Consider the following 19,459-nt stretch of genomic DNA (forward strand, 5'->3'; position numbering starts at 1 on the left):
ATGCCCGAGGCCTATATCGTCGACGCCACCCGTACCGCTGTGGGACGCCGCAAAGGAGGTTTCGCACAGTCACATCCGGCCGACATGGCCGCACACGTCATCAAGACGCTCGTCGAGCGCAATTCGTTCGATCCCGCCGCGATCGACGACGTGATCCTCGGTTGCCTGGACAACATCGGCTCGCAGGCAGGCGACATCGCCCGGACCGCAGCCCTCGCTGCCGGTCTGCCGGAAACGGTTCCCGGCGTCACGATCGACCGCCAGTGCGGATCCGCCCAGCAGGCAGTACATTTCGCTGCACAGGGCGTCATGAGCGGCACCACCGACCTGATCGTCGCCGGCGGCGTCCAGAAAATGAGCCAGTACCCGATTCTGAGCGCCTTCACCGCCGGCGAGCCCTTCGGCTCCACCGATCCCTGGACCGGTTCCGACGGCTGGGCCGCTCGATACGGCAGCGAAGAGATCTCCCAGTTCCGCGGAGCCGAGATGATCGCCGAGCGCTGGAACATCAGCCGACAGGACAGCGAGGCGTTTGCGCTGCGCAGCCACCAACGCGCGCTTGCTGCCATCGCCGCCGGGCACTTCGAGCGGGAGATCACCCCGTTCGCAGGGATCTCGACGGACGAGGGCCCGCGCGCCGACACCACCCTCGAGAAGATGGCCTCGCTGCAGACTCTCACCCCGGGCGGCACCCTGACTGCCGCTGCCGCAAGCCAGATCTCGGATGGCTCGGCCGCCCTGCTGATCGCCTCGGAGGACGCCGTCGCACAGTACGGCTTCACTCCGCGTGCCCGTATTCACCACATGTCGGTCCTCGGAGCAGACCCCGTGATGATGCTGAGCGCTCCCATTCCGGCAACACAGCACGCCCTCAAGAAGACGGGCATGTCCATCGACGACATCGACGTCGTCGAAATCAACGAGGCATTCGCGCCGGTCGTGCTCGCCTGGTTGGCCGACATCGGTGCCGACCCGGCGAAGGTCAATCCCAACGGCGGCGCGATCGCTCTCGGTCACCCGATCGGCTGCACCGGGGCACGGCTGATGGTCTCGATGCTGCACGAGCTGGAGCGCACCGGCGGACGCTACGGCCTGCAGACCATGTGCGAGGGCGGCGGCCAGGCCAACGTCACCATCATCGAAAGGCTCTGACATGGATCGTCAGCTCTATACCGAGGATCACGAGATCTATCGGGAATCGGTGCGCGACTTCCTCGCTCGCGAGGTCGAGCCGCACAAGGACAAGTGGGACGAGGCCCGGTGGATCGACCGCGAGGTCTTCGCGAAGGCCGCCTCGCAGGGCTTGTACGGAATCCAGATCCCCGAGCAGTACGGCGGTTCCGGCGAGACCGACTATCGATACCGCATGGTCGTGTGCGAGGAAGTCGCCCGCATCAACGCACTGTCGTTCGGCCTCACCGTCGCTCTGCAGGACGACCTGTTCCTGGCGTACCTGCTCGATCTGACGACCGACGATCAGAAGCAGCGGTGGCTGCCCTCGATCGCCTCCGGTGAGAAGATCGGCGCGCTGGCGATGACCGAGCCGGGAACCGGAAGCGATCTGCGTGGCATCAAGACCTCTGCCCGACGCGAGGGCGACGAGTACATCCTCAACGGCCAGAAGACGTTCATCTCCAGCGGAATCATGGCCGATCTGCTCGTCGTCGCTGTGCGTACCAACCCCGAGGGCGGCTCGCGTGGCTTCAGCCTCTTCGTCGTCGAACGGGACACACCGGGTTTCGAGCGGGGCCGCAAGCTCGACAAGATCGGCCTCCCCGGCCAGGACACCGCGGAACTGTTCTTCGAGGATGCGCGTGTTCCGGCGAGCAACCTTCTCGGTGAGGAGGGGCTCGGACTGCAGTATCTGATGGGCCACCTCCCGAGGGAGCGGCTCGGGGTCACCGCCATGGCGCTGGCCACCACCCGGGCGATCTTCGACATCACCGTGGCGTACTGCAAGGACCGCAAGGCATTCGGCAAGCCGATCTCGACCTTCCAGCACATTCAGTTCGAGCTGGCCGAGATGTCGACCGAGATCGACATCGCCGAGGCCTACGTCGATCGCTCTGTGCGCGCGTACAACGACGGCACCCTCAGCGACGTCGATGCAGCCAAGGGCAAGTGGTTCGTCAGCGAGCTGCAGAAGCGGGTCATCGATCGGTGCCTGCAGTTGCACGGCGGGTACGGATTCATGAACGAATACGCCGTCGGAAAAGCGTACGTGGACACTCGCATCCAGACGATCTACGGCGGCACCACCGAAATCATGAAGCAGATCATCGGTCGCGACCTGATCGCATGAAAGACAACGGTGACGCTCGAGTGCACAGATCCTCGGGCGTCACCGTTCTCGAACACCTCGTCGGGTATCGAGCCGACGAGACCACGGACCTCGGACGGAGTGGAATGTCCCTCAGCGGCCATCGAAGGCGATCGGTGCTCATCGCACCGGCATCCGACGAACGCAAAGCGCTCAAAGCCCTGCACTCGGATGCCGACGAGGTCGTTCTCGATCTCGAGGATGCCGTGGTGCCGGCGCAGAAACAGATGGCTCGCGATACGGCAGTGCGTCTGGCCGACGAGCATGCGGCCGGGCGCACCGTGTCGGTACGCATCAATGCGCCCGACTCTCCCTGGTACGCGGACGACGTGGCTGCTGTGTCGCAGTGCGCTCACCTCACCGGCATCGTCCTTCCGAAGGTCCACTCGCGCAGGGACATCGAGGACGTCGACCGGGCTCTCGAGCACAACTCAGGACTGCGGATTCAAGCCCTGTTGGAGACACCCGAGGGGATTCTGAACGCGCGCGAGATCTGCGCCGCTTCGGAGCGACTGAGTGCGGTGATCATCGGTTACGCGGACCTCGGCGCAGCGATCGGACGATCCCCCGCGGACATCCGACAGTGGATCTCCATCCAAGATCGGGTTCTGCTCGCGGCCCGCGCGGCAGGGGTGGCTGCCATCGACGGCCCGGCTCTCGGGATCGCCGACGACGAGAAGTTCCGGAGTGCGGTGACGTGGTCGGCCCAGCTGGGCTTCGACGGCAAATGGGTCATCCATCCGGCACAGATCGCCACGGTGACAACGGCGTTCACACCCACTGCCGAACAGGTGGAGCACGCTCGGCGCGTCGTCGAATCACTCGCGGTTGCCGAGGACGCGGGTGCGGGCGCGGCGTTGCTGGACGGACAGATGCTGGACGAGGCCGTTGCTGTCGCGGCCCGTCGCGTACTGGCGCAGGCCGGTCGGCGATGAGCGAGAACACCGTACGGTCCCCCGTCCTGGTCGGTGGCCCGTACTTCGACGAACTGTCGGTCGGCCACGTGTTCGACACGGCCCCGACGGTGACCTTCACCGACGGAATGGCCGCAGTTCATCAATCGATACTCGGGATTCGGCTCCGCCTACCACTCGATGCCGGTCTGTCTCGACGCGTCGCCGGCCACGGCGGAACCCTGGTGAACCCGGCGCTGGTCTGCGACGTCGCCATCGGCCAATCCACCACGGCCACACATCATGTGAAGGCAAACCTCTTCTATCGGGGTCTGCGCTTCCACACGCTCCCACGAATCGGCGATTCGCTCACCACGGTCACCACCGTCACCGGCCTACGCGAGAACTCACCGAAGCCAGGACGTCGATCGACCGGGCTGGCAGCGCTGCACATGAAGTCCACCGATCAGCGCGGGCGTACCGTCTTGGATTTCCATCGATGCGCCATGCTGCCGATCGGCGACGACCCCGACGAAGGACGAGTGCGTCACGCCGACACTCTCGAGCCCACCGCACCTGCCGGCACCAAGGAGGGCGACGCCATCGTCGGCGGGCTCGACCTCCCGACGTTCCGGACAGGAGCGAACGGACCCCACTTCTCGCCGGAGCTCGCGGGCGTGACATTCGAATGCAGCGCCGACGTCGTCACCAGCGCACCGGAACTGGCGCGTTTGAGTCTCAATATCGCAGCAACACACCATGATCAGCGCTCGGGCCCGCTCGGACGGCTGGTGTACGGAGGTCACACCATCGGCCTCGCGCTGGCTCAGGCCACGCGGGCACTGCCGAACATCGTCACCGTTCTGGGCTGGGAATCGTGCGATCACCTCGCACCCGTCCGCGAGAACGACACCCTGACCAGCACCGTATTCGTCGAACGCGCCGAACCGCTGAGCGAGGGCGGGATCCTGCACCTTCGCTCGGTCGTGCACTCGGTCGGCGACGGGGACTCCACCGACGTACTCGACTGGCGCTTCTCCGCCCTGATGGCCTGATCGCCCGCATTCCTGCCTTGCCTACCTGACAACGATCGAGAGGAAACCATGAGCGCCCTATCTCAAGACGAGGCAATGATCGTCGATGCCGTTCGAGCGTGGGTGGACAAAGAGGTGCTTCCTGTCGTCCACGTGCTCGAGCACTCGAACACGTACCCCGAAGCGCTCATCGAGCAGATGAAGGAAATGGGGATCTACGGACTCGCGATTCCCGAACCGTACGGTGAAGCGCCCGTCAGCATGCCCTGTTATGCCAGGGTCACCGAGGAACTGTCCCGAGGCTGGATGAGCCTCGCCGGCGCAATGGGCGGACACACCGTTGTCGCCAAACTGATCCTCGCGTTCGGGACCGAAGAACAGAAGAATCACTACCTGCCTCGGATGGCCACCGGCGAGATCAGAGCCACCATGGCGCTGACCGAACCGGGCGGTGGCTCCGACCTCCAGGCGATGACGACGGTGGCGCGCAAGGACGGCGACGACTTCGTGGTGAACGGATCCAAGACGTGGATCAGCAATGCCCGCCGCTCGCAGCTGATCGCGTTGCTGTGCAAGACCGATCCCACGGCCGAGCCGAAACATCGCGGTATCAGCATCCTGCTCGTCGAACACGGCCCAGGACTGACGGTCTCGCGTGATCTGCCCAAGCTCGGCTACAAGGGTGTCGAGAGCTGCGAGCTGACGTTCGAGGACTTCCGCGTACCGGTGTCCGCCGTACTCGGCGGGGCGGAGGGCAAAGGCTTCGCGCAGATGATGAAGGGCCTCGAGACCGGCCGAATCCAGGTCGCATCACGGGCTTTGGGCGTGGCCGGGGCTGCGCTCGAGTCGGCACTTCGCTACTCGCAGGACCGAGAGAGCTTCGGCAAGCCCATCTGGAAGCACCAGTCGATCGGCAACTACCTCGCGAACATGGCCACCAAGCTCACCGCTGCTCGCCAGCTGGTGCTCTACGCCGCCGAGAAGTTCGAGGCAGGCGAACGGTGCGACATGGAAGCCGGCATGGCCAAGCTGTACGCATCGGAGGTCGCCATGGAGATCGCCCTCGACGCTGTTCGCATCCACGGCGGCTACGGATATTCCACCGAGTACGACGTCGAGCGATACTTCCGCGACGCACCGCTGATGATCGTCGGCGAAGGCACCAACGAAATACAGCGAAACGTCATCGTCTCGCAGCTCGTGGCACGCGGTGGCCTGGACAGCTGATGAGTGACGACGCTGCGCGGCTGTGCCTGCACGAGGAAGTGAACAGTCGACACCGCGCTGGGACGGATGTCGCTCGGCCGGACGCCGTCGAACATCAGCACCGTCGCGGAAAGCTCACGGCGCGAGAACGAATCGACCTACTGACCGGGGAGGGCGAGTTCTTCGAGTTCGGCGCGCTGGCCGGGCCGGGGCCGGCGCAACCGGGCAGCCCCACCCTGGTGGCACCGGCCGACGCCATGGTGACCGGCATCGGCTATGTCGACGGCAGAGCAACGGCCATCGCCGCGTTCGACTTCACGGTTCTGGGCGGAAGCACCGGGGCCGTCGGCATGGCCAAGCTGTCGCGATGCGCCGAACGCGCATTGCTGGACCGCATTCCCCTGATAGTGCTGAGCGACAGCGGCGGGCACCGAATGCAGGAAGGTCTCGACTCCCGGCACGCGGCGCTCGGCTCACCGCTGTTTCAGCAGTTCGACGATCTGTCCGGATTGGTACCGATCGTCACCGTCATGATGGGCCCCGGCTTCGGAGTCGGAACGAATCTGGCGGCCCTGTGCGACTTCGTCGTGATGGTCAAAGGCATTTCGACCCTGGGAATGTCCTCGTCACCGTTCGTCGCGGCAGCAACCGGTGAGCACATGACCAACGAGGAGATCGGCGGTGCCGAGGTTCAGGCCGGCCGCGGAGTCGCCGACTTCGCTGCGGAGGACGAGCACGAGGCTATCGACGCAGTCCGCGCGTATCTGAGCTTCCTCCCGTCCAATTCGCTCGAGGCCCCGCCTCGGATCATGGGTGCCCGGTGGCCCGAGGACATCGATCTGGACACTCTCGTTCCGCTGAGCGGACGCCAGGGTTACGACGTGCGGGATGCCGTTCGCGGCATCTGCGACGAGGATTCGATACTGGAGCTACGCGAAACGGCAGCCCCCAACGTGGTGACGGCCTTCGCTCGCGTCGACGGTCGCGCCGTCGGAGTGGTGGCCAATCAGCCCCTGCACCTCGGCGGCGCACTCGACAGTGCCGCCTGCGAGAAGGCGGCACACTTCATCGCGGTGTGCGATGCCTTCGGTCTACCGCTGTTGATCTTGATCGACCTGCCGGGATTCCTGATCGGATCGGCAGCCGAGACAACACAATTGGCCCGGCGCAGCGGCCGTCTGGTGTACGAGCTGGCCGAGGCCACCGTTCCGCGAATCAGCATCGTGGTGCGCAAGGCCTACGGAGCCGCGTACATCGCCATGGGCGGTGGGCGCGGGTACTCACCGGATCTGGCTCTGGCATGGCCCACCGCGCAGATCTGCGCGATGCCGGTGGACGGAGCCGTCGACATCGCCTATCGCCGTGACTGGCAATCCGCGGAGGATCCGGCTGCTCGACGGGCGGAGCTGATCGCCGGGTTCGAGAAGAACATCGACCCGTTCCATGCGGCCGACGGATTCGGGCTGGACGACGTCGTACTGCCGTCGCAGTCTCGCCGGTTGATAGCCGAGACACTCTCCCGCGTCGCTGCCCGTCGCCCACCGCGGGTGCCGCACAAACGCAGATCCATCTCCCCGATCTGAGCTCGGCCTCTTCGATCCCGGCTTCGAAACGACTCGGCCGGTGCCGATGCCTTCGTGGAGGCATCGGCACCGGCCGAGTTCGGTTCAGCTCTGGTGAACGAGAGGGAAGCTCTCGATCACACTGTCGGCCACGATCTTTGCCGTTTCAGCGCAGGCCGTGGTTCCGCCGTTGGCGAATTCCTTCACTCCGTCACCCACGTTCCACAGGCCCGTGATCGGTGTCGTGTTCGGTAGATCGAAGCCGGCCACTGCCCGCTGCGGTGGCCAGCCGTCACGAGTGACGTTGACCGAGATCACCCGTGCACGTGAGTCGAAGTTCTCGATCGCGTCACGCAGGTCCTCCATGACCAGTTCGACCTCGGTGTCGGAATCGAAATCGCCGACCGAGGGTTCGGGAATTGCACCACCCACGTACAGGTTCCACCCGTCCGGAGCCATTTCGGGGCAGGTCTCGGTGAAGTTGGCGATGTACGCGAGGCGACGCGATTTCGCGAAGCTCAGCATTCCGGGAACGTCGACGAGGCGCTCCTGGCTGGCGAAGTTCACCGCGATCATCGAGCACGGACGATCGGCCGCACGTACCTGGGCGGCGTAATCCGCACCCACGGCGTCGTCGCCGGTCAGCTTCAGCGTTGCGCTCGGACCGACGTCGCTGATCACCACGCGCGCCTCGACCGTCGTCTCGACTCCACCACGTGTTGCCACGATTCCGCGCACCACGCCGTCCTCGACGAGAATGCGGTCTGCGGACGTCGACAGCCACACCTGCCCGCCGTTGCCTTCGATGGACTCGACCAGCGACTGCCAGACACCGATGGTGCCCTGGGGGTGGAAGCCGAACTTCTTGAACGCACTCTTGCGCGTGAAGTAGGTCAGGAACACCTTCGCAGGGAGCTCGGTGGAGCTGACGGCGAACACCGACGCACACATGTTGCGGAAGATCCCGTGCACACCTTCGTTCTTCGTGTACTTCGAAACCCACTCCGCGGTGGACAGCTCGTCCTCGGGCATGCCGCTGTCGTTGCGGGCAGCACCGAGGCCGCTGACCAGTTTGGCACCCTGTCGGGTCAGTTTGGAGAGCAGGAAGCCCCACCCGCCACCGGTGACGTCGACGTTCTTGCCACCGATGCTGTACAGAATCGGAGGGGACGGCATCCGGATGTCGAATTTCGCCCCGACCTCCGCGAACGTCTCCTCGGTGATGCCACCCAACTCGATGACGATTGCGCCGTTGTTGACCTTGAATCCGTCGATCTCGTCGGTGGATGCGCGTCCGCCGACCTTGTCGAGGGATTCCACCACCAAAGTCCGATACCCTTTGTGCGCCAGCCGAGCTGCGGTGAACAGGCCACCTGCGCCCGCACCGACCACCACGACATCGAACTGCTGTGTTTCCGGTGTACTCATCGTTCTGTGCTCCTCGAGATCAGCTCACCGAAACCAGTTCGGCGCGTTGGCTTTGTGTCGGTACGGGGTGTCAGTACGAGCGCGGCAGCCCCATGGTGGTCTGCGCGACGAAGTTCAGGACCATCTCTTTGCTCACCGGTGCCGTACGCATCAAGCGAGTGACGAACCACAACTCCGCCAAGCCGTATTCGTGGGTGAGTCCGTTTCCACCGTGTGTCTGGATCGACTGGTCCAGCGCCCTCAGAGCGGCCTCGGAGGCCGCGTACTTGGCAATGTTCGCGGCCTCGCCCGACGGCTTGCCTGCATCGAACAACTCGGCACTCTTCGCCGTGGCGAGACGTCCGAGCTCGACGTCGATCTGCGCGGCCGCGAGCGGGTGGGCCACACCCTGATGCGACCCGATCGGAACCGACCAGACCTCCCTGGTCTTGGCGTAGTCGACGGCCTTGTCCAGCGCGTACCGACCGACCCCACCACAGATCGCACCGACCAGAATCCGCTCCGGATTGAGTCCGGCGAACACCTGCTTCAATCCCTGGCCGGCCGCACCGATCAGTGCGTCCGGTCCCACCCGCACGTCGTCGAGGAACACGGTGAACTGCTTGTCGGGCGATACGATCGCGGTGTCGATCTTCTGCAGGGTCAGGCCGGGAGTATCGGTCGGAACGACGAAGAGCGACAGCGCCTTGCGCTCGCCCGTCGAATGCTCGACGTCCTTGGCCACCACGAGAAGCGCGTCGGCCTCGTCCACCGCCGAGATGTAGTACTTTCCGCCGTTGAGTACCCAGCCGTCGCCGTCGCGCGTCGCCGTCGTCTTCAGAGCATGACTGTTCGAGCCCGCATCGGGTTCGGTCAGTCCGAAGGACATCTTCTTCGATCCGTCGGCCAGCGCCGGCAGCCACTTCTGCTTCATCTCGGTCGACCCGTGCATGTTGACGATGGAGCCGCAGATGGCCGGTGAGATGACCCAGATCAGCAGCGGGAAACCATGCGCAGCGAGTTCTTCGACGACAACCACGGCCTCGGCCATTCCGCCGCCACCGCCGCCGAATTCCTCGGGTAGATGCACTCCGAGAAGGCCGGATTCTCCCAGTTCCTTCCACAGCTCGTCGATGTTCCCGTTCGCCCGCGCGCGCTCGAGGAAGTACGCGGCACCGTATCGGTCCGCGATCTTGGCGACGCTCTCTCGGATCAGGCGGTGCTCGTCGTTGTCGTTGATCAGACCCTGCACGGCTGGACCGTCCCTTGTTCGTGTGGGTGGCCGGCGCGATCGCACCAGCTCGTTCATAATCTAATATAGATAAAAATATATCGGAGTCAACCGAGTCCTCGCTTCTGCCGCAGACGGCGAAGTCAGAGCAACTCGTGGAACTCGTCGTTCCGAATGCCCTCGACAACCCGGAACTTACGGATCTTGCCGGTCGGAGTCAGCGGTAATTCTTCGGCCAGGAACCACCGACTCGGCACCTTGTACGGCGAAAGGACCGCCCGAGCATGCCGCTCGAGCTGCTCGCGCAAGTCCGCGGCGGCCTCGCCGCGAACTCGAACCACCACGGCCACCACCTCACCCAGCCGGGCGTCGGCAAGTCCGATCACGGTGGCGTCCAGAACAGAATCGACGGCCAGCAGCGCCGACTCGATCTCGAGCGGGGAAATGTTCTCCCCTCCCCTGATGATGAGATCCTTGAGCCGACCGGCCAGCGTCAGGTAGCCGCGCGAGTCCATCGAGCCCAGATCGCCGGTGCGCACGAAGCCGTCGCGGTCCAGCGCTCGCGCGGTCGCGTCGGGATCCTTCCAGTACTCCAGGAACTGCAGGTAACCGCGAGCGCAGATTTCACCGACCTCGCCGATCGGCAGCACGTCGCCCGTCACCGGGTCGATCACCTTGCAGTCCACCTGGGCCAACGGGTGTCCGACGGTCGTCAACTGGTCCCGCCGCGAATCGGTCCGCCGGGTCGCGGAGAGCACCGGCGATAGTTCTGTCTGTCCGAACACATTCAACACCGCCGATCCGAACACTCTCTCGGCAGATTCGATCATCGCCGAGGGCACTGGTGCGGCCCCGCCGAACATCGTGGTCACGTGCGGTGCCCTGTCCTCCTCACCTCGAACGGATTCGAGGATGGCCCCGAGTACCGCCGGCACGTAGAACAACAGGTCCGCTGATTCACGCCGCACGGTCTCGATCACCGGAGCCGGGGCGAACTGTTCGATCAGGACCACCGTGCCACCGACCCACACCGGCCCGAGCGTTGCGACCACACACGCCGCGGTGTGGAACATCGGCAGCGGATTGACCGCGACCGAGCCCGATTCGATTCCGACGTACTCCATCGTGAGCTTGGCAACGTTGACCAGAGATCGATGACAGAGCAGCACCCCCTTCGGCTTTCCCGTGGTCCCCGAGGTGTACTGCAGCATGACGGGCGCGAGAGGATCGTGGGGAACGTTGGACAACGTCTCGGCGGATACCTCGTCCGCCCGCCAGCGAGCGCGCTCGGACAGGCTGATCACGATCAAGTCCGATCGATCCCCCGCGATGCTCGACGCCACCTCGGCCATGTCGTAGTCGCGGCTCGAATCCGCATGGATCAGAACGCGTGCGCCGGAGTGACCGAGTGCGTAGTCGAGTTCGCCGCGTCGAAGAACCGGGTTCAACGCAACCAGGACGACGCCTGCGAGGGCCGCACCGAACTGAATTATCGGCCACTCGACGTTGTTCGGTGCCCACAGGGCGACGAACTCCCCCGGCTCGGCCAGCTGCCGCAGAGCCGTCGCCACCTTCAGCGATTCCTCGTACAGTTCGGCGTAGGTGAATCGAAGCTCCGCACCGTCTCCGTGGCGAGTTCCGATCAGCGCTGTCACCGCGGAGTGAGTGACCGCGCGTTCGGCGAGTACGCCACCCACCGTGTGGTCGACCAGATCCGAGCTCGTGTCTCGTTCCCAGAACGACATGACGAGAGGATCGCGCTCTCGATCGGCCGGGCGAGTCTCCAGTGTTGTCATATGTCCTCCGTTTCGAGCACAGACCAGCGCGCGATTTCCCAACGCATTCTTGCAGTTTTACATAATATGGATTAAAAATTGTGAGATTGCGTCGGTGAAGTTCACCGCGAGAACCTCAATCAGGAGAGCTATGCGAATCGGCACCATGATCGACTACTCGGGCGGGTTCCGAGATTCCGCAGCCGAGGTGTCGAAGCTGGAGAAGGTCGGGCTCGACATCATCTTCGTCCCGGAGGCGTACTCGTTAGACGCGGTCAGCCAACTCGGCTATCTTGCAGCCACTACCTCGACGGTCCAACTCGCGTCGGGCATCATCCAGATCTACACCCGCACACCGTCACTGACAGCAATGACTGCCGCAGGCCTCGACTACGTGTCGGACGGCAGATTCGTCCTCGGCTTGGGCGCGTCCGGTCCGCAGGTGGTCGAAGGCTTTCACGGGGTCACCTACGACGCTCCCCTCGCTCGTACCCGAGAAGTGGTGGACATCTGCCGACAGGTGTGGCGACGGGAGCGCGTTCAGCACCAGGGCAAGCACTACCAGATTCCGCTTCCGGCCGACAGGGGAACCGGACTCGGCAAGCCGCTCAAACTCATCAATCATCCAGTTCGAGAGAAGATCCCGATCCTCGTTGCGGCTATCGGGCCGAAGAACGTCGAGCTCACGGCCGAGATCGCCGAAGGCTGGCAACCGATCTTCTTCGCCCCGGAGAAGGCGCACTCGGTGTGGGGCGATGCGCTGGCCGCGGGCAAGGCCAGACGGGATCCGTCGCTGGGCGAGCTCGACATCTATGCCGGACCGACCTTGGCCATCGGTGAGGACGCAGACAAATACCTCGCCGGTGTGAAACCGCATCTGGCGCTGTACATCGGCGGCATGGGAGCGAAGGGCAAGAACTTCTACAACGATCTGGCATGCCGATACGGCTACGCAACCGAGGCGGCGACGATCCAGGACCTGTATCTCGCGGGGAGAAAGGACGAGGCGGCCGCTGCGGTACCCGACGACCTGGCCCGAGCCGTCAACCTCATCGGACCCGCCGGTTACGTGAAGGAACGAATCGCCGCGTTCGCCGAGGCCGGCGTCACCACACTCAACGTCACCCCGGTCACGAAGGACTCGGCCGAGCGCATTGCCCAGATCGCATTGCTCCGCAACCTGATCGGATGATCTCGGCTCGGTGCCGCTACCGGTCGGCACCGGGCTCACCGATCACGACCGGCAGGCAAGCAGGGAAGTAACTCTCGGTCAGGCGATCGTGACGCCGACCTGGTCGAGGACGGTTGCCAGGTCCCAATAGTCCTCGTGGCTCGTCAGTCTTCCGTCGTCGCCGTACTCGCAAATCGCCACCCCGGACACCGTGAACTGCTTGCCCGACGCGTCGATCACCTTCCCGTTGCGTAACCGGAGGGGGCCGCCGTAGGTACCGGACCACCGCCACTTTCCGTAGAAGCGGCCATCTGCGGCTCGAATGTCCTCGAACTCGATGAACGAGTCGGGCGCGAACTTCAACATGTACCGATGGAATTTCGAGATTGCCTCACGGCCAACATACTTCGGCTCGAACGCCATGTCGCGGTAGTAGGCTTTCGGTGAAAAGAACTCCACCAAGGCATCGGGGTCGTCGGTCCACGCCTTCGAGAACGCCTGAGTGAACTCCGGGTCGGTAGGATGGGGCGTCATGATCTCTCCTCTGTAGTTGCAAATAATCTATCCTAGATTCGATTATTGTCACGGAATTCGTGACACCCGGTCGACATTTCCGGAAGGACTCGCCATGAAGGCCCTGCTCTGTGACGACGCAGACCTGAACGAGTTGCGCGTGCAGGAGGTCGCCGACCCGCTCCCCGGGCCGCGCCAGGTACTGCTCGACATACGCGCGGCCTCGGTCGACTTCGTCGATACCCTCGTCATGAGGGGGATCTATCAGATTCCCGTGCCTCGTCCGTTCGTTCCGGGGAACAACGTTGCCGGCGTCGTCGTCGAGGTAGGAGATGCGTGCACGCGATTCTCGGTGGGCGATCGCGTACACGGACTGGCATTCGTCGGAGGCTTCGCCGAGCGCATTGCGATATCCGAGGACAAGCTCCGCCCGACCCCCGATGCCCTCCCCTTCGACCTGGCCTGCTTGGCCGGTGTGCCGTACCGGACGGCATACGACGCGATCGTCTCGAAGGGCTCGCTGCGGGAAGGCGAGGACCTGGTGGTCCTGGGAGCCTCGGGTGGCGTCGGCAGCGCTGCCATCCTCATCGGAAAGGCGCTCGGTGCCAGAGTGATTGCCTGCGCGTCCACAGCGGACAAGCTGCAGTTCTGCCGTGACATCGGGGCCGACGAAGTGGTGTCGTATACCGAACCCGGGTTCAAGGACGCTCTCAAAGCCGTGTGCCCACAGGGCGCGGACGTAGTACTGGACATGGTCGGAGGAGACATCACCGAACCTGCGCTTCGGGCAACAGGTTACGGCGGTCGGTTCGTGATCGTGGGATTCGCCGCCGGCGGGCCGGCCCGGGTACCGATGAATTTGGTGCTGCTCAAGGGCTCGTCCATCATCGGATACGAGATCGCCGACTTCGAGAACCGCGAACCCGTGCAGGCCGCCCAGAACCGCGACGCACTGGAAGAACTGCTCGCCTCCGGCCGGATCACCCCGCCCATCACCGGACGCTTCACGCTCGACGACGCCGCCGACGCGGTACGTCTGGTCGCAGGACGCGACAAACTCGGCACCACCATCATCGAAGGAATCTCATGACGAACGACATCCGATCCGTGCTCGATACCCGCCGCTCGTCCGAGCTGCCACACGGCGCCGTCGACACCCTGAATCATCTGATGGCGGTGCGCACGAGTTGCCGCTCGTTCATGCCCGAACCCGTACCACGCCAGACGATTCGGTCGATTCTGGACACCGCTCAGCGGACGGCGTCCTGGTGCAACAGCCAGGCGTGGCAGCTCTCGATCACCAGCGGTGCGGGAACGGACAGGCTCCGGAGCGCCCTGACCGCGGCCGCAACGGAGGGCCGCACGGATTCACCGGACATTCCCTTTCCCCGTGAGTACCGGGATGTGCACCGAACGCGTCGACGCGAGAGCGGTCTGCAGCTCTACAACGCGCTCGGCATCGAACGCGGCGACCACCAGCGACAGATGGAGCAGTCGCTTCGCAACTTCTCGTTCTTCGACGCCCCGCACGTAGCGATCGTGCATTCCGACGAGGCGCTCGGTTCCTACGGAGCCGTCGACTGCGGCGGATACGTCAGCAGCTTCCTGCTTGCGGCGACGGCCCACGGGGTCGGTAGCATCGCACAGGCCGCGCTGGCCATGTACCCGAGCGTGATTCGCGCCGAACTCGGCCTCGCAACCGACCGTACGATCGTCTGCGGAATCTCGTTCGGATACGCCGACACGGACGACCCGACGAACAGCTTCCGAACCAGCCGGGCCGACATCGACGAGGTGGTCGACTGGATCGACTCCTGACGAGGAATCTTGCTCAGACGAGGTTCAGCACCACGATGGCACCACCGATCGTGGTGAACCAGATGCCGAAGGCAATCTTCAGCGCGCGGGGGGCGTGCCGCACCTCCATGAAATCGGCGACGATGAAATACACCTTGGCGAAGGCCAGCGCGATCACCAGCGCCGACGCAACCCGTGTGTCGGTGCTGCCGAACGGTTGGTGTGTGCCGAGCCAGAACGTCGAGATCGTCAACGCCACCAACAGCACCCATACGATCACCGCCCGCCGCGGGAAGGTCGTGGTCTCGTCGTTCATTCGGTACCCACCAAGTAGACGAGAGTGAAGATGACGATCCACAGCAGATCGACCATGTGCCAGTAGACTGCAGCCGATTCGACGAAGAGACGGTCACGGCTCCACGAGTTGTCGCGTCGCGCGACTCGCCACCATCCCCCGAGAAGCAACGCACCGACCAGCACATGCACCAGGTGAATACCGGTCAGCGCGAAGTAGAAGAGAAAGAACGTGTTCTCGGTCGGCGTATGGCCGGCCCGAATCTCGAGCGTGTACTCGACTGCCTTCAGCCCGGCAAAGGTGACGGCACACAGACCAGCACCACCGAGGTACCGAATTGCCGATGGCCGACGACCGACCCGATGTGCATGCAGCGCGAGTACCACCAGCAGCGAACTGACCAGAAGGACAAGGGTGTTGACCACGCCGATCGGTTGGTACAGGGCAGCCGATGACCTCACGAACAGACCCTCGTCGCGGCGGCGCTCCCACATGAACACGAGGAAGAACCATCCGAAGACCGTCATGTCCCCGAGTACGAACAGCCACAGGCCCGTTTCCGCGGGCAGTCCCGGTGTCTGCGGGCGCGGCACACCTTGCTCGGCCACTACCGATCTGCTGTCGAGTTCTTCATCGTCCCAGAGGAATTCGGGCATACGCTCGCTCATGACGGTCTCGGAGCCCTCATGAGGAGGACAGTACGGTCTCGTCCCGACGACGTGGGCGGTCCAGCGCGCTGCCGAGTGTGACGTTGGCCCGCAGGCATGCCCACGTCATCGCACACAAGAAGATGCAGTAGGTCGTCAGTGCGAGCCAGAACACGAAGACGCCGTTCCATGCGAGGGGGCCCGAGTGGAAGAAGAAGGCGAGCGGATCGGGAACGAACGACAGCGCGACGAAGAAGTTCAGATATCCGAGCCACCGCGGGAAGACCGAGCCGTCACTGGTGACGACCGCCAGGCCGATCGAGATGTTCTGCAGGCAGAACAACATGATGCCCGGGAAGAGGATGAGCCATCCCATGTCGTGCAGAAGCAGCACGGTATCGGCGCTCCGGTCGGCCCGGAACGTCGCCAGTGCCCACAGCAGCATGGGCAGTCCGTTGATGAGCAATGTCGCTGTGCCGGTGACCAACTGAGTGAAGGCCAGGACCGGCCTTCTACCCTCGATGCGCAGCATGTGCATGGTCGTCAGTGCGACCAGCGGCGCATAGAGCACGATTCCCAGCGAGGCGATGACGAAGCCCGTACCGGTTCTGACGCTGTTGTCGAGGTAGAAGCTCATGACCTCGGCCTGTGGAGCGCCCGGGCCGATCGGCAGCGGCAGCACCCCCGCGATCGACCAGCCGACGAGGGTGACGATCACGGCAGCCGGGCCGCCGAAAGCGCACACCGTGAGCACACGTGGGTTCATTCGATTTGTCTCCGATGGTCTTACCGCACATGGAGGCCGGATTCGATTATGGATTAGAAACGTAACGTAGGCCGCAGCGAGGAGTCAATGGCCCCTCAGCCCATCGGGGCGAGAACGTAGAAGCCGACGATCATCAGTGTCACCCCGAGGACCCAGACTTCGAGTATCACCCGTGGAATCCGACCGGCATCGCGTAATTCCATGAAGTACCGCATCACGAGCCGGACCTTCGAGCCCGCGATGAGCAGGACGACCACTGTGGAGACCTCCCCGCCGACAGCTCCGTCGGAGAGTACCCACGTGGTGAGGACGGTGGCGGTCATCAACAGCAACCACACGCCGGTGACCGAGGAAACCGGACGTAGCGCTTTCACTTCAGAAGGTAGAGCATCGGGAACAGAAAGATCCACAGCAGATCCACCATGTGCCAGTAGATCGCCATGCTCTCGAATCCTGCGGAAGCACCCGCGCGTGCAGCGCGTGTGTGGACGAGCGCGAAGACCGTCAAACCCACTGTGCCACAGAGGACGTGCACCAGGTGGATGCCGGTCAGCGAGTAGTAGTACATCGAGAACTCGCTCGACGCAGGGGTGAATCCGTGCCGCATCTCCCGGGCGTACTCGAAGGCCTTCGAGACTGCGAACACGGCGCCGAGTGCGGCCCCTGCGCCGATCCAGCGCCGCCCCTCCCCGACCCTTCCCGCCCGCAGGGCAAGGAGCGCCCGGACGACGAACCACGAACTCGTCAGCAGAACGAGGGTATTGAGCCCACCCCAGTCGGGAGAGAGGAATTGCCGTCCGGACTCGAACTCCGGAACCGCTGTCGACCGTGCATGCACGAACGATCCGAACAGGAGTGTGAAGATTGCCAGGTCACCACAGATGAGCACCCACACGCCCTCGATACCGGGCAACCGCCCCGATTTCGCACGAGCATGTCCGACGTCGATCACACTCGTGAATCTTCCGCCTGCAGAGCGCGCAATGCTCTGTACGCGTACGGACTCACGACGAAGATCATGATGAAGAACATGACGAACACGGCCCAGAAGTTGATCAGGCCATGCCATGCGAAGGGACCCGACTGGAAGAACGGGACCCCGACCAACGGCACATAGGTCACTGCGGTGAGGAAGCACACCCACGCGACCCAGCTGGGGAACAGAGGCGTCGAGCGTCGATCGCGCAGAATTGCCACTCCCAACGCGACACTCTGCAACGACGAGCAGACGAAGGTCAGGTCGAAGAACAGCCAGCCGTAGTCGTAGAAGAGCGCAATCGTCTCGTCCGACCGAGCGTCGACGCGAAATGCGGCCGTCGCCCAGATGACTGCGGGGGTGAACGTGACGAGCCCGGTCAGCAGGCCGCCCAGCAGTTCGACGCTCGACAGCACGCCCATCGGACCCTCGATGCGGCTCACGATCTTGGAAAGCACTGCGCTCCAGACGAAGTAGAACGGCCCACACATTGCCATCAACACCATCCCGATGCGGATGTCGACGCTGTTCTCGCGGAAGAAGTCTCCGATCTCCCGCGCCGTCAGGCTCTCCGCAGGCGGCGGCCAGAATCCGGCGAACACCGCAAATCCCAGCAGGCCGAGCACCACGTAGGCGGCTCCGGAGTACACGCAGACGCGGAGAATTGTGTAGTCGATGCCGTGGCTCGCAGTGACGGCAGGTGATCGGTCGATCGGACTGACGCCCGGGGGGGTGGTCGGAGTTGCCACAGCATGAGCTCCTTCGAGGTTCGGAGAGGTGGGACACCGCCGAAATTCTCAGAGAATCGAATCTGTATTCAATTCTTGTGCCCTGATGTTTGCGCGGCTATGTCCTGGGTCACATGGAACTTAGCCGAGGCGACCGCCCCTGACAACACTCGACCGGTCGCACCCCGGCGAGAACGAGGGGTGGGCAGGAAATATAACGGTACGTAAATTTGAGCTACAGTCCCAGGAGAACGTCTACGAGGGGACAACTCCTGATGCAAGATTCGGCAACATCGGCGCTACTGAGTCGCGATGCGGCGGCCGCCGCCATGGGCGTGCGCTACGTGCGATCGGACCACGATTCGGTGTCGTTCGCGCAGAACACGATTCCTGCCCTCGCCGACGACGTGGGCCGATTCGGACTCCCGATGTTCGGTGTGCTCTTGGATTGCACAGTCGGGTCCGCAGGGTATTGCGCAAGCGAGACGCAACCGATTGCCGTGGTCGCCAGCATGTCGATCGCGCTGACCGGCGCGACGTCCCACTCCGCGGAACTGGTCGCCGACGGTTGGCCAGTCCACGTGGACGACACGACGGGCACAGCGCTCGGCCGCGCAGAAGTTCGGACCGGCGACGGGGTGGTGCTGGCAACCGCGACCGCCCGCGCCGCGAAAGTGGAGCGGTCGATGATCGACGGCATACCGGCCCTGTCCCCCGCCGATCTACCTCTCGGTCCGACATCGACCACCGACAGCGGCGGCCCGGCCGATGTCTATGGCCTGACGGTCGTCGACAGGTCGGCAGGGACAACCACCGCGAGCGTCGAGCCGAAGTCCTGGATGCTCAATCCCTTCGGTTCGGTACAGGGCGGTGTTCTCGTCGGCCTCATGGCTACTGCCACCGAAGTGGCCGCCCGGCCACTTGCCGAACGAGGACAGGGCTTCTATCTCGCCGACATCGGCGTCGATCTCATCCGCTCTCCCGCGCTGTCCATGGGCGAGTTGATCATCGAGACCACCCTGGTGCGACGGGGTCGCCGATTCTGCCTTCTCGATTCGGAACTGCGCACCGCGGACGGTAAGACCCTCGTACGATCCCACGGCACGATCCTGCTGACCTGACCCTGTTCGGAAGCCGG

The 19,459-nt window shown here is 64.1% G+C and carries 20 protein-coding genes; 10 read left to right on the top strand and 10 right to left on the bottom strand.

All coding sequences use genetic code 11. The features are described from left to right. From CH302_RS10750 to CH302_RS10775, 6 genes are all read left to right on the top strand, one after another. Entirely contained in the window at positions 1-1,152 is a 1,152-nt protein-coding gene (locus CH302_RS10750; RefSeq protein WP_037194328.1) for an acetyl-CoA C-acetyltransferase, read from the top strand. 1 nt (position 1,153) lies between these two features. After that, a complete protein-coding gene (locus CH302_RS10755; protein ID WP_037194325.1) occupies positions 1,154-2,302 on the top strand; it encodes an acyl-CoA dehydrogenase family protein in 1,149 nt (382 codons plus the stop codon). 104 nt (positions 2,303-2,406) lie between these two features. Next, positions 2,407-3,255, top strand: a complete 849-nt coding sequence (locus CH302_RS10760; RefSeq protein ID WP_037194662.1) for an HpcH/HpaI aldolase/citrate lyase family protein — start codon at positions 2,407-2,409, stop codon at positions 3,253-3,255. Further along, positions 3,252-4,268, top strand: coding sequence for an acyl dehydratase (locus tag CH302_RS10765; RefSeq protein ID WP_037194324.1), 1,017 nt, complete (start codon positions 3,252-3,254; stop codon positions 4,266-4,268). Before CH302_RS10760 ends, CH302_RS10765 begins: the two co-directional genes overlap by 4 nt. Before the next feature lie 48 nt (positions 4,269-4,316). Further along, the gene (locus CH302_RS10770) at positions 4,317-5,474 is read left to right on the top strand and encodes an acyl-CoA dehydrogenase family protein (RefSeq protein WP_037194322.1); all 1,158 of its coding nucleotides are present in this window, start codon (positions 4,317-4,319) and stop codon (positions 5,472-5,474) included. Then, positions 5,474-7,036 (top strand): acyl-CoA carboxylase subunit beta, encoded by a 1,563-nt coding sequence (locus tag CH302_RS10775; RefSeq protein WP_052047986.1) that lies wholly within the window; start codon positions 5,474-5,476, stop codon positions 7,034-7,036. The genes CH302_RS10770 and CH302_RS10775 overlap by 1 nt, the downstream gene beginning before the upstream one ends. 84 nt (positions 7,037-7,120) lie before the next feature. Here the strand turns inward: CH302_RS10775 and CH302_RS10780 are convergent, their stop codons facing one another. From CH302_RS10780 to CH302_RS10790, 3 genes are all read right to left on the bottom strand, one after another. Then, the gene (locus CH302_RS10780) at positions 7,121-8,443 is read right to left on the bottom strand and encodes a phytoene desaturase family protein (RefSeq protein ID WP_037194320.1); all 1,323 of its coding nucleotides are present in this window, start codon (positions 8,441-8,443) and stop codon (positions 7,121-7,123) included. Between the two features lie 70 nt (positions 8,444-8,513). Further along, positions 8,514-9,674: an acyl-CoA dehydrogenase family protein gene (locus CH302_RS10785; protein WP_037194318.1), complete on the bottom strand. Its 1,161-nt coding sequence runs from the start codon at positions 9,672-9,674 to the stop codon at positions 8,514-8,516. A gap of 122 nt (positions 9,675-9,796) precedes the next feature. Continuing rightward, on the bottom strand, positions 9,797-11,449 hold the full coding sequence (locus CH302_RS10790) for a class I adenylate-forming enzyme family protein (RefSeq protein ID WP_052047985.1): 1,653 nt from the start codon (positions 11,447-11,449) through the stop codon (positions 9,797-9,799). A gap of 130 nt (positions 11,450-11,579) precedes the next feature. Here CH302_RS10790 and CH302_RS10795 point away from each other — a divergent pair, with 130 nt between their 5' ends. Beyond that, positions 11,580-12,620 (top strand): LLM class F420-dependent oxidoreductase, encoded by a 1,041-nt coding sequence (locus CH302_RS10795; protein ID WP_037194317.1) that lies wholly within the window; start codon positions 11,580-11,582, stop codon positions 12,618-12,620. A gap of 78 nt (positions 12,621-12,698) precedes the next feature. Here the strand turns inward: CH302_RS10795 and CH302_RS10800 are convergent, their stop codons facing one another. Next, positions 12,699-13,133, bottom strand: a complete 435-nt coding sequence (locus CH302_RS10800) for an ester cyclase (protein ID WP_037194315.1) — start codon at positions 13,131-13,133, stop codon at positions 12,699-12,701. Between the two features lie 94 nt (positions 13,134-13,227). Here CH302_RS10800 and CH302_RS10805 point away from each other — a divergent pair, with 94 nt between their 5' ends. Both CH302_RS10805 and CH302_RS10810 read left to right on the top strand, forming a co-directional pair. Further along, complete coding sequence (locus CH302_RS10805) at positions 13,228-14,202, top strand: NADPH:quinone oxidoreductase family protein (protein WP_032367206.1); 975 nt, start codon at positions 13,228-13,230, stop codon at positions 14,200-14,202. Beyond that, complete coding sequence (locus CH302_RS10810) at positions 14,199-14,930, top strand: nitroreductase (RefSeq protein WP_176460686.1); 732 nt, start codon at positions 14,199-14,201, stop codon at positions 14,928-14,930. The genes CH302_RS10805 and CH302_RS10810 overlap by 4 nt, the downstream gene beginning before the upstream one ends. A 13-nt stretch (positions 14,931-14,943) precedes the next feature. Here CH302_RS10810 and CH302_RS10815 read toward each other — a convergent pair whose 3' ends face one another. The 6 genes from CH302_RS10815 to CH302_RS30005 form a co-directional block, all read right to left on the bottom strand. Continuing rightward, positions 14,944-15,225 carry a cytochrome C oxidase subunit IV family protein gene (locus CH302_RS10815; protein ID WP_052047984.1) on the bottom strand — a complete coding sequence of 94 codons (282 nt, stop codon included), beginning with the start codon at positions 15,223-15,225 and terminating at the stop codon, positions 14,944-14,946. Continuing rightward, on the bottom strand, positions 15,222-15,872 hold the full coding sequence (locus CH302_RS10820; protein ID WP_082323805.1) for a cytochrome c oxidase subunit 3: 651 nt from the start codon (positions 15,870-15,872) through the stop codon (positions 15,222-15,224). Before CH302_RS10820 ends, CH302_RS10815 begins: the two co-directional genes overlap by 4 nt. A 16-nt stretch (positions 15,873-15,888) precedes the next feature. Beyond that, a complete protein-coding gene (locus tag CH302_RS10825; RefSeq protein WP_230596408.1) occupies positions 15,889-16,617 on the bottom strand; it encodes a hypothetical protein in 729 nt (242 codons plus the stop codon). A 95-nt stretch (positions 16,618-16,712) separates the two neighbouring features. Continuing rightward, positions 16,713-16,991, bottom strand: coding sequence for a cytochrome C oxidase subunit IV family protein (locus CH302_RS10830; RefSeq protein WP_037194313.1), 279 nt, complete (start codon positions 16,989-16,991; stop codon positions 16,713-16,715). Beyond that, positions 16,988-17,569 carry a cytochrome c oxidase subunit 3 gene (locus CH302_RS10835; protein ID WP_052047982.1) on the bottom strand — a complete coding sequence of 194 codons (582 nt, stop codon included), beginning with the start codon at positions 17,567-17,569 and terminating at the stop codon, positions 16,988-16,990. The genes CH302_RS10830 and CH302_RS10835 overlap by 4 nt, the downstream gene beginning before the upstream one ends. Further along, positions 17,566-18,342: a hypothetical protein gene (locus CH302_RS30005; RefSeq protein ID WP_037194312.1), complete on the bottom strand. Its 777-nt coding sequence runs from the start codon at positions 18,340-18,342 to the stop codon at positions 17,566-17,568. Before CH302_RS30005 ends, CH302_RS10835 begins: the two co-directional genes overlap by 4 nt. A gap of 254 nt (positions 18,343-18,596) precedes the next feature. On the opposite strand from CH302_RS30005, the gene CH302_RS10840 reads away from it, so the two are divergent. Beyond that, positions 18,597-19,442: a PaaI family thioesterase gene (locus tag CH302_RS10840; protein ID WP_037194310.1), complete on the top strand. Its 846-nt coding sequence runs from the start codon at positions 18,597-18,599 to the stop codon at positions 19,440-19,442. The last annotated feature ends 17 nt before the right edge of the window (positions 19,443-19,459 follow it).

The organism is Rhodococcus sp. 15-2388-1-1a, from assembly GCF_002259145.1.
Lineage (GTDB): Bacteria > Actinomycetota > Actinomycetes > Mycobacteriales > Mycobacteriaceae > Rhodococcoides.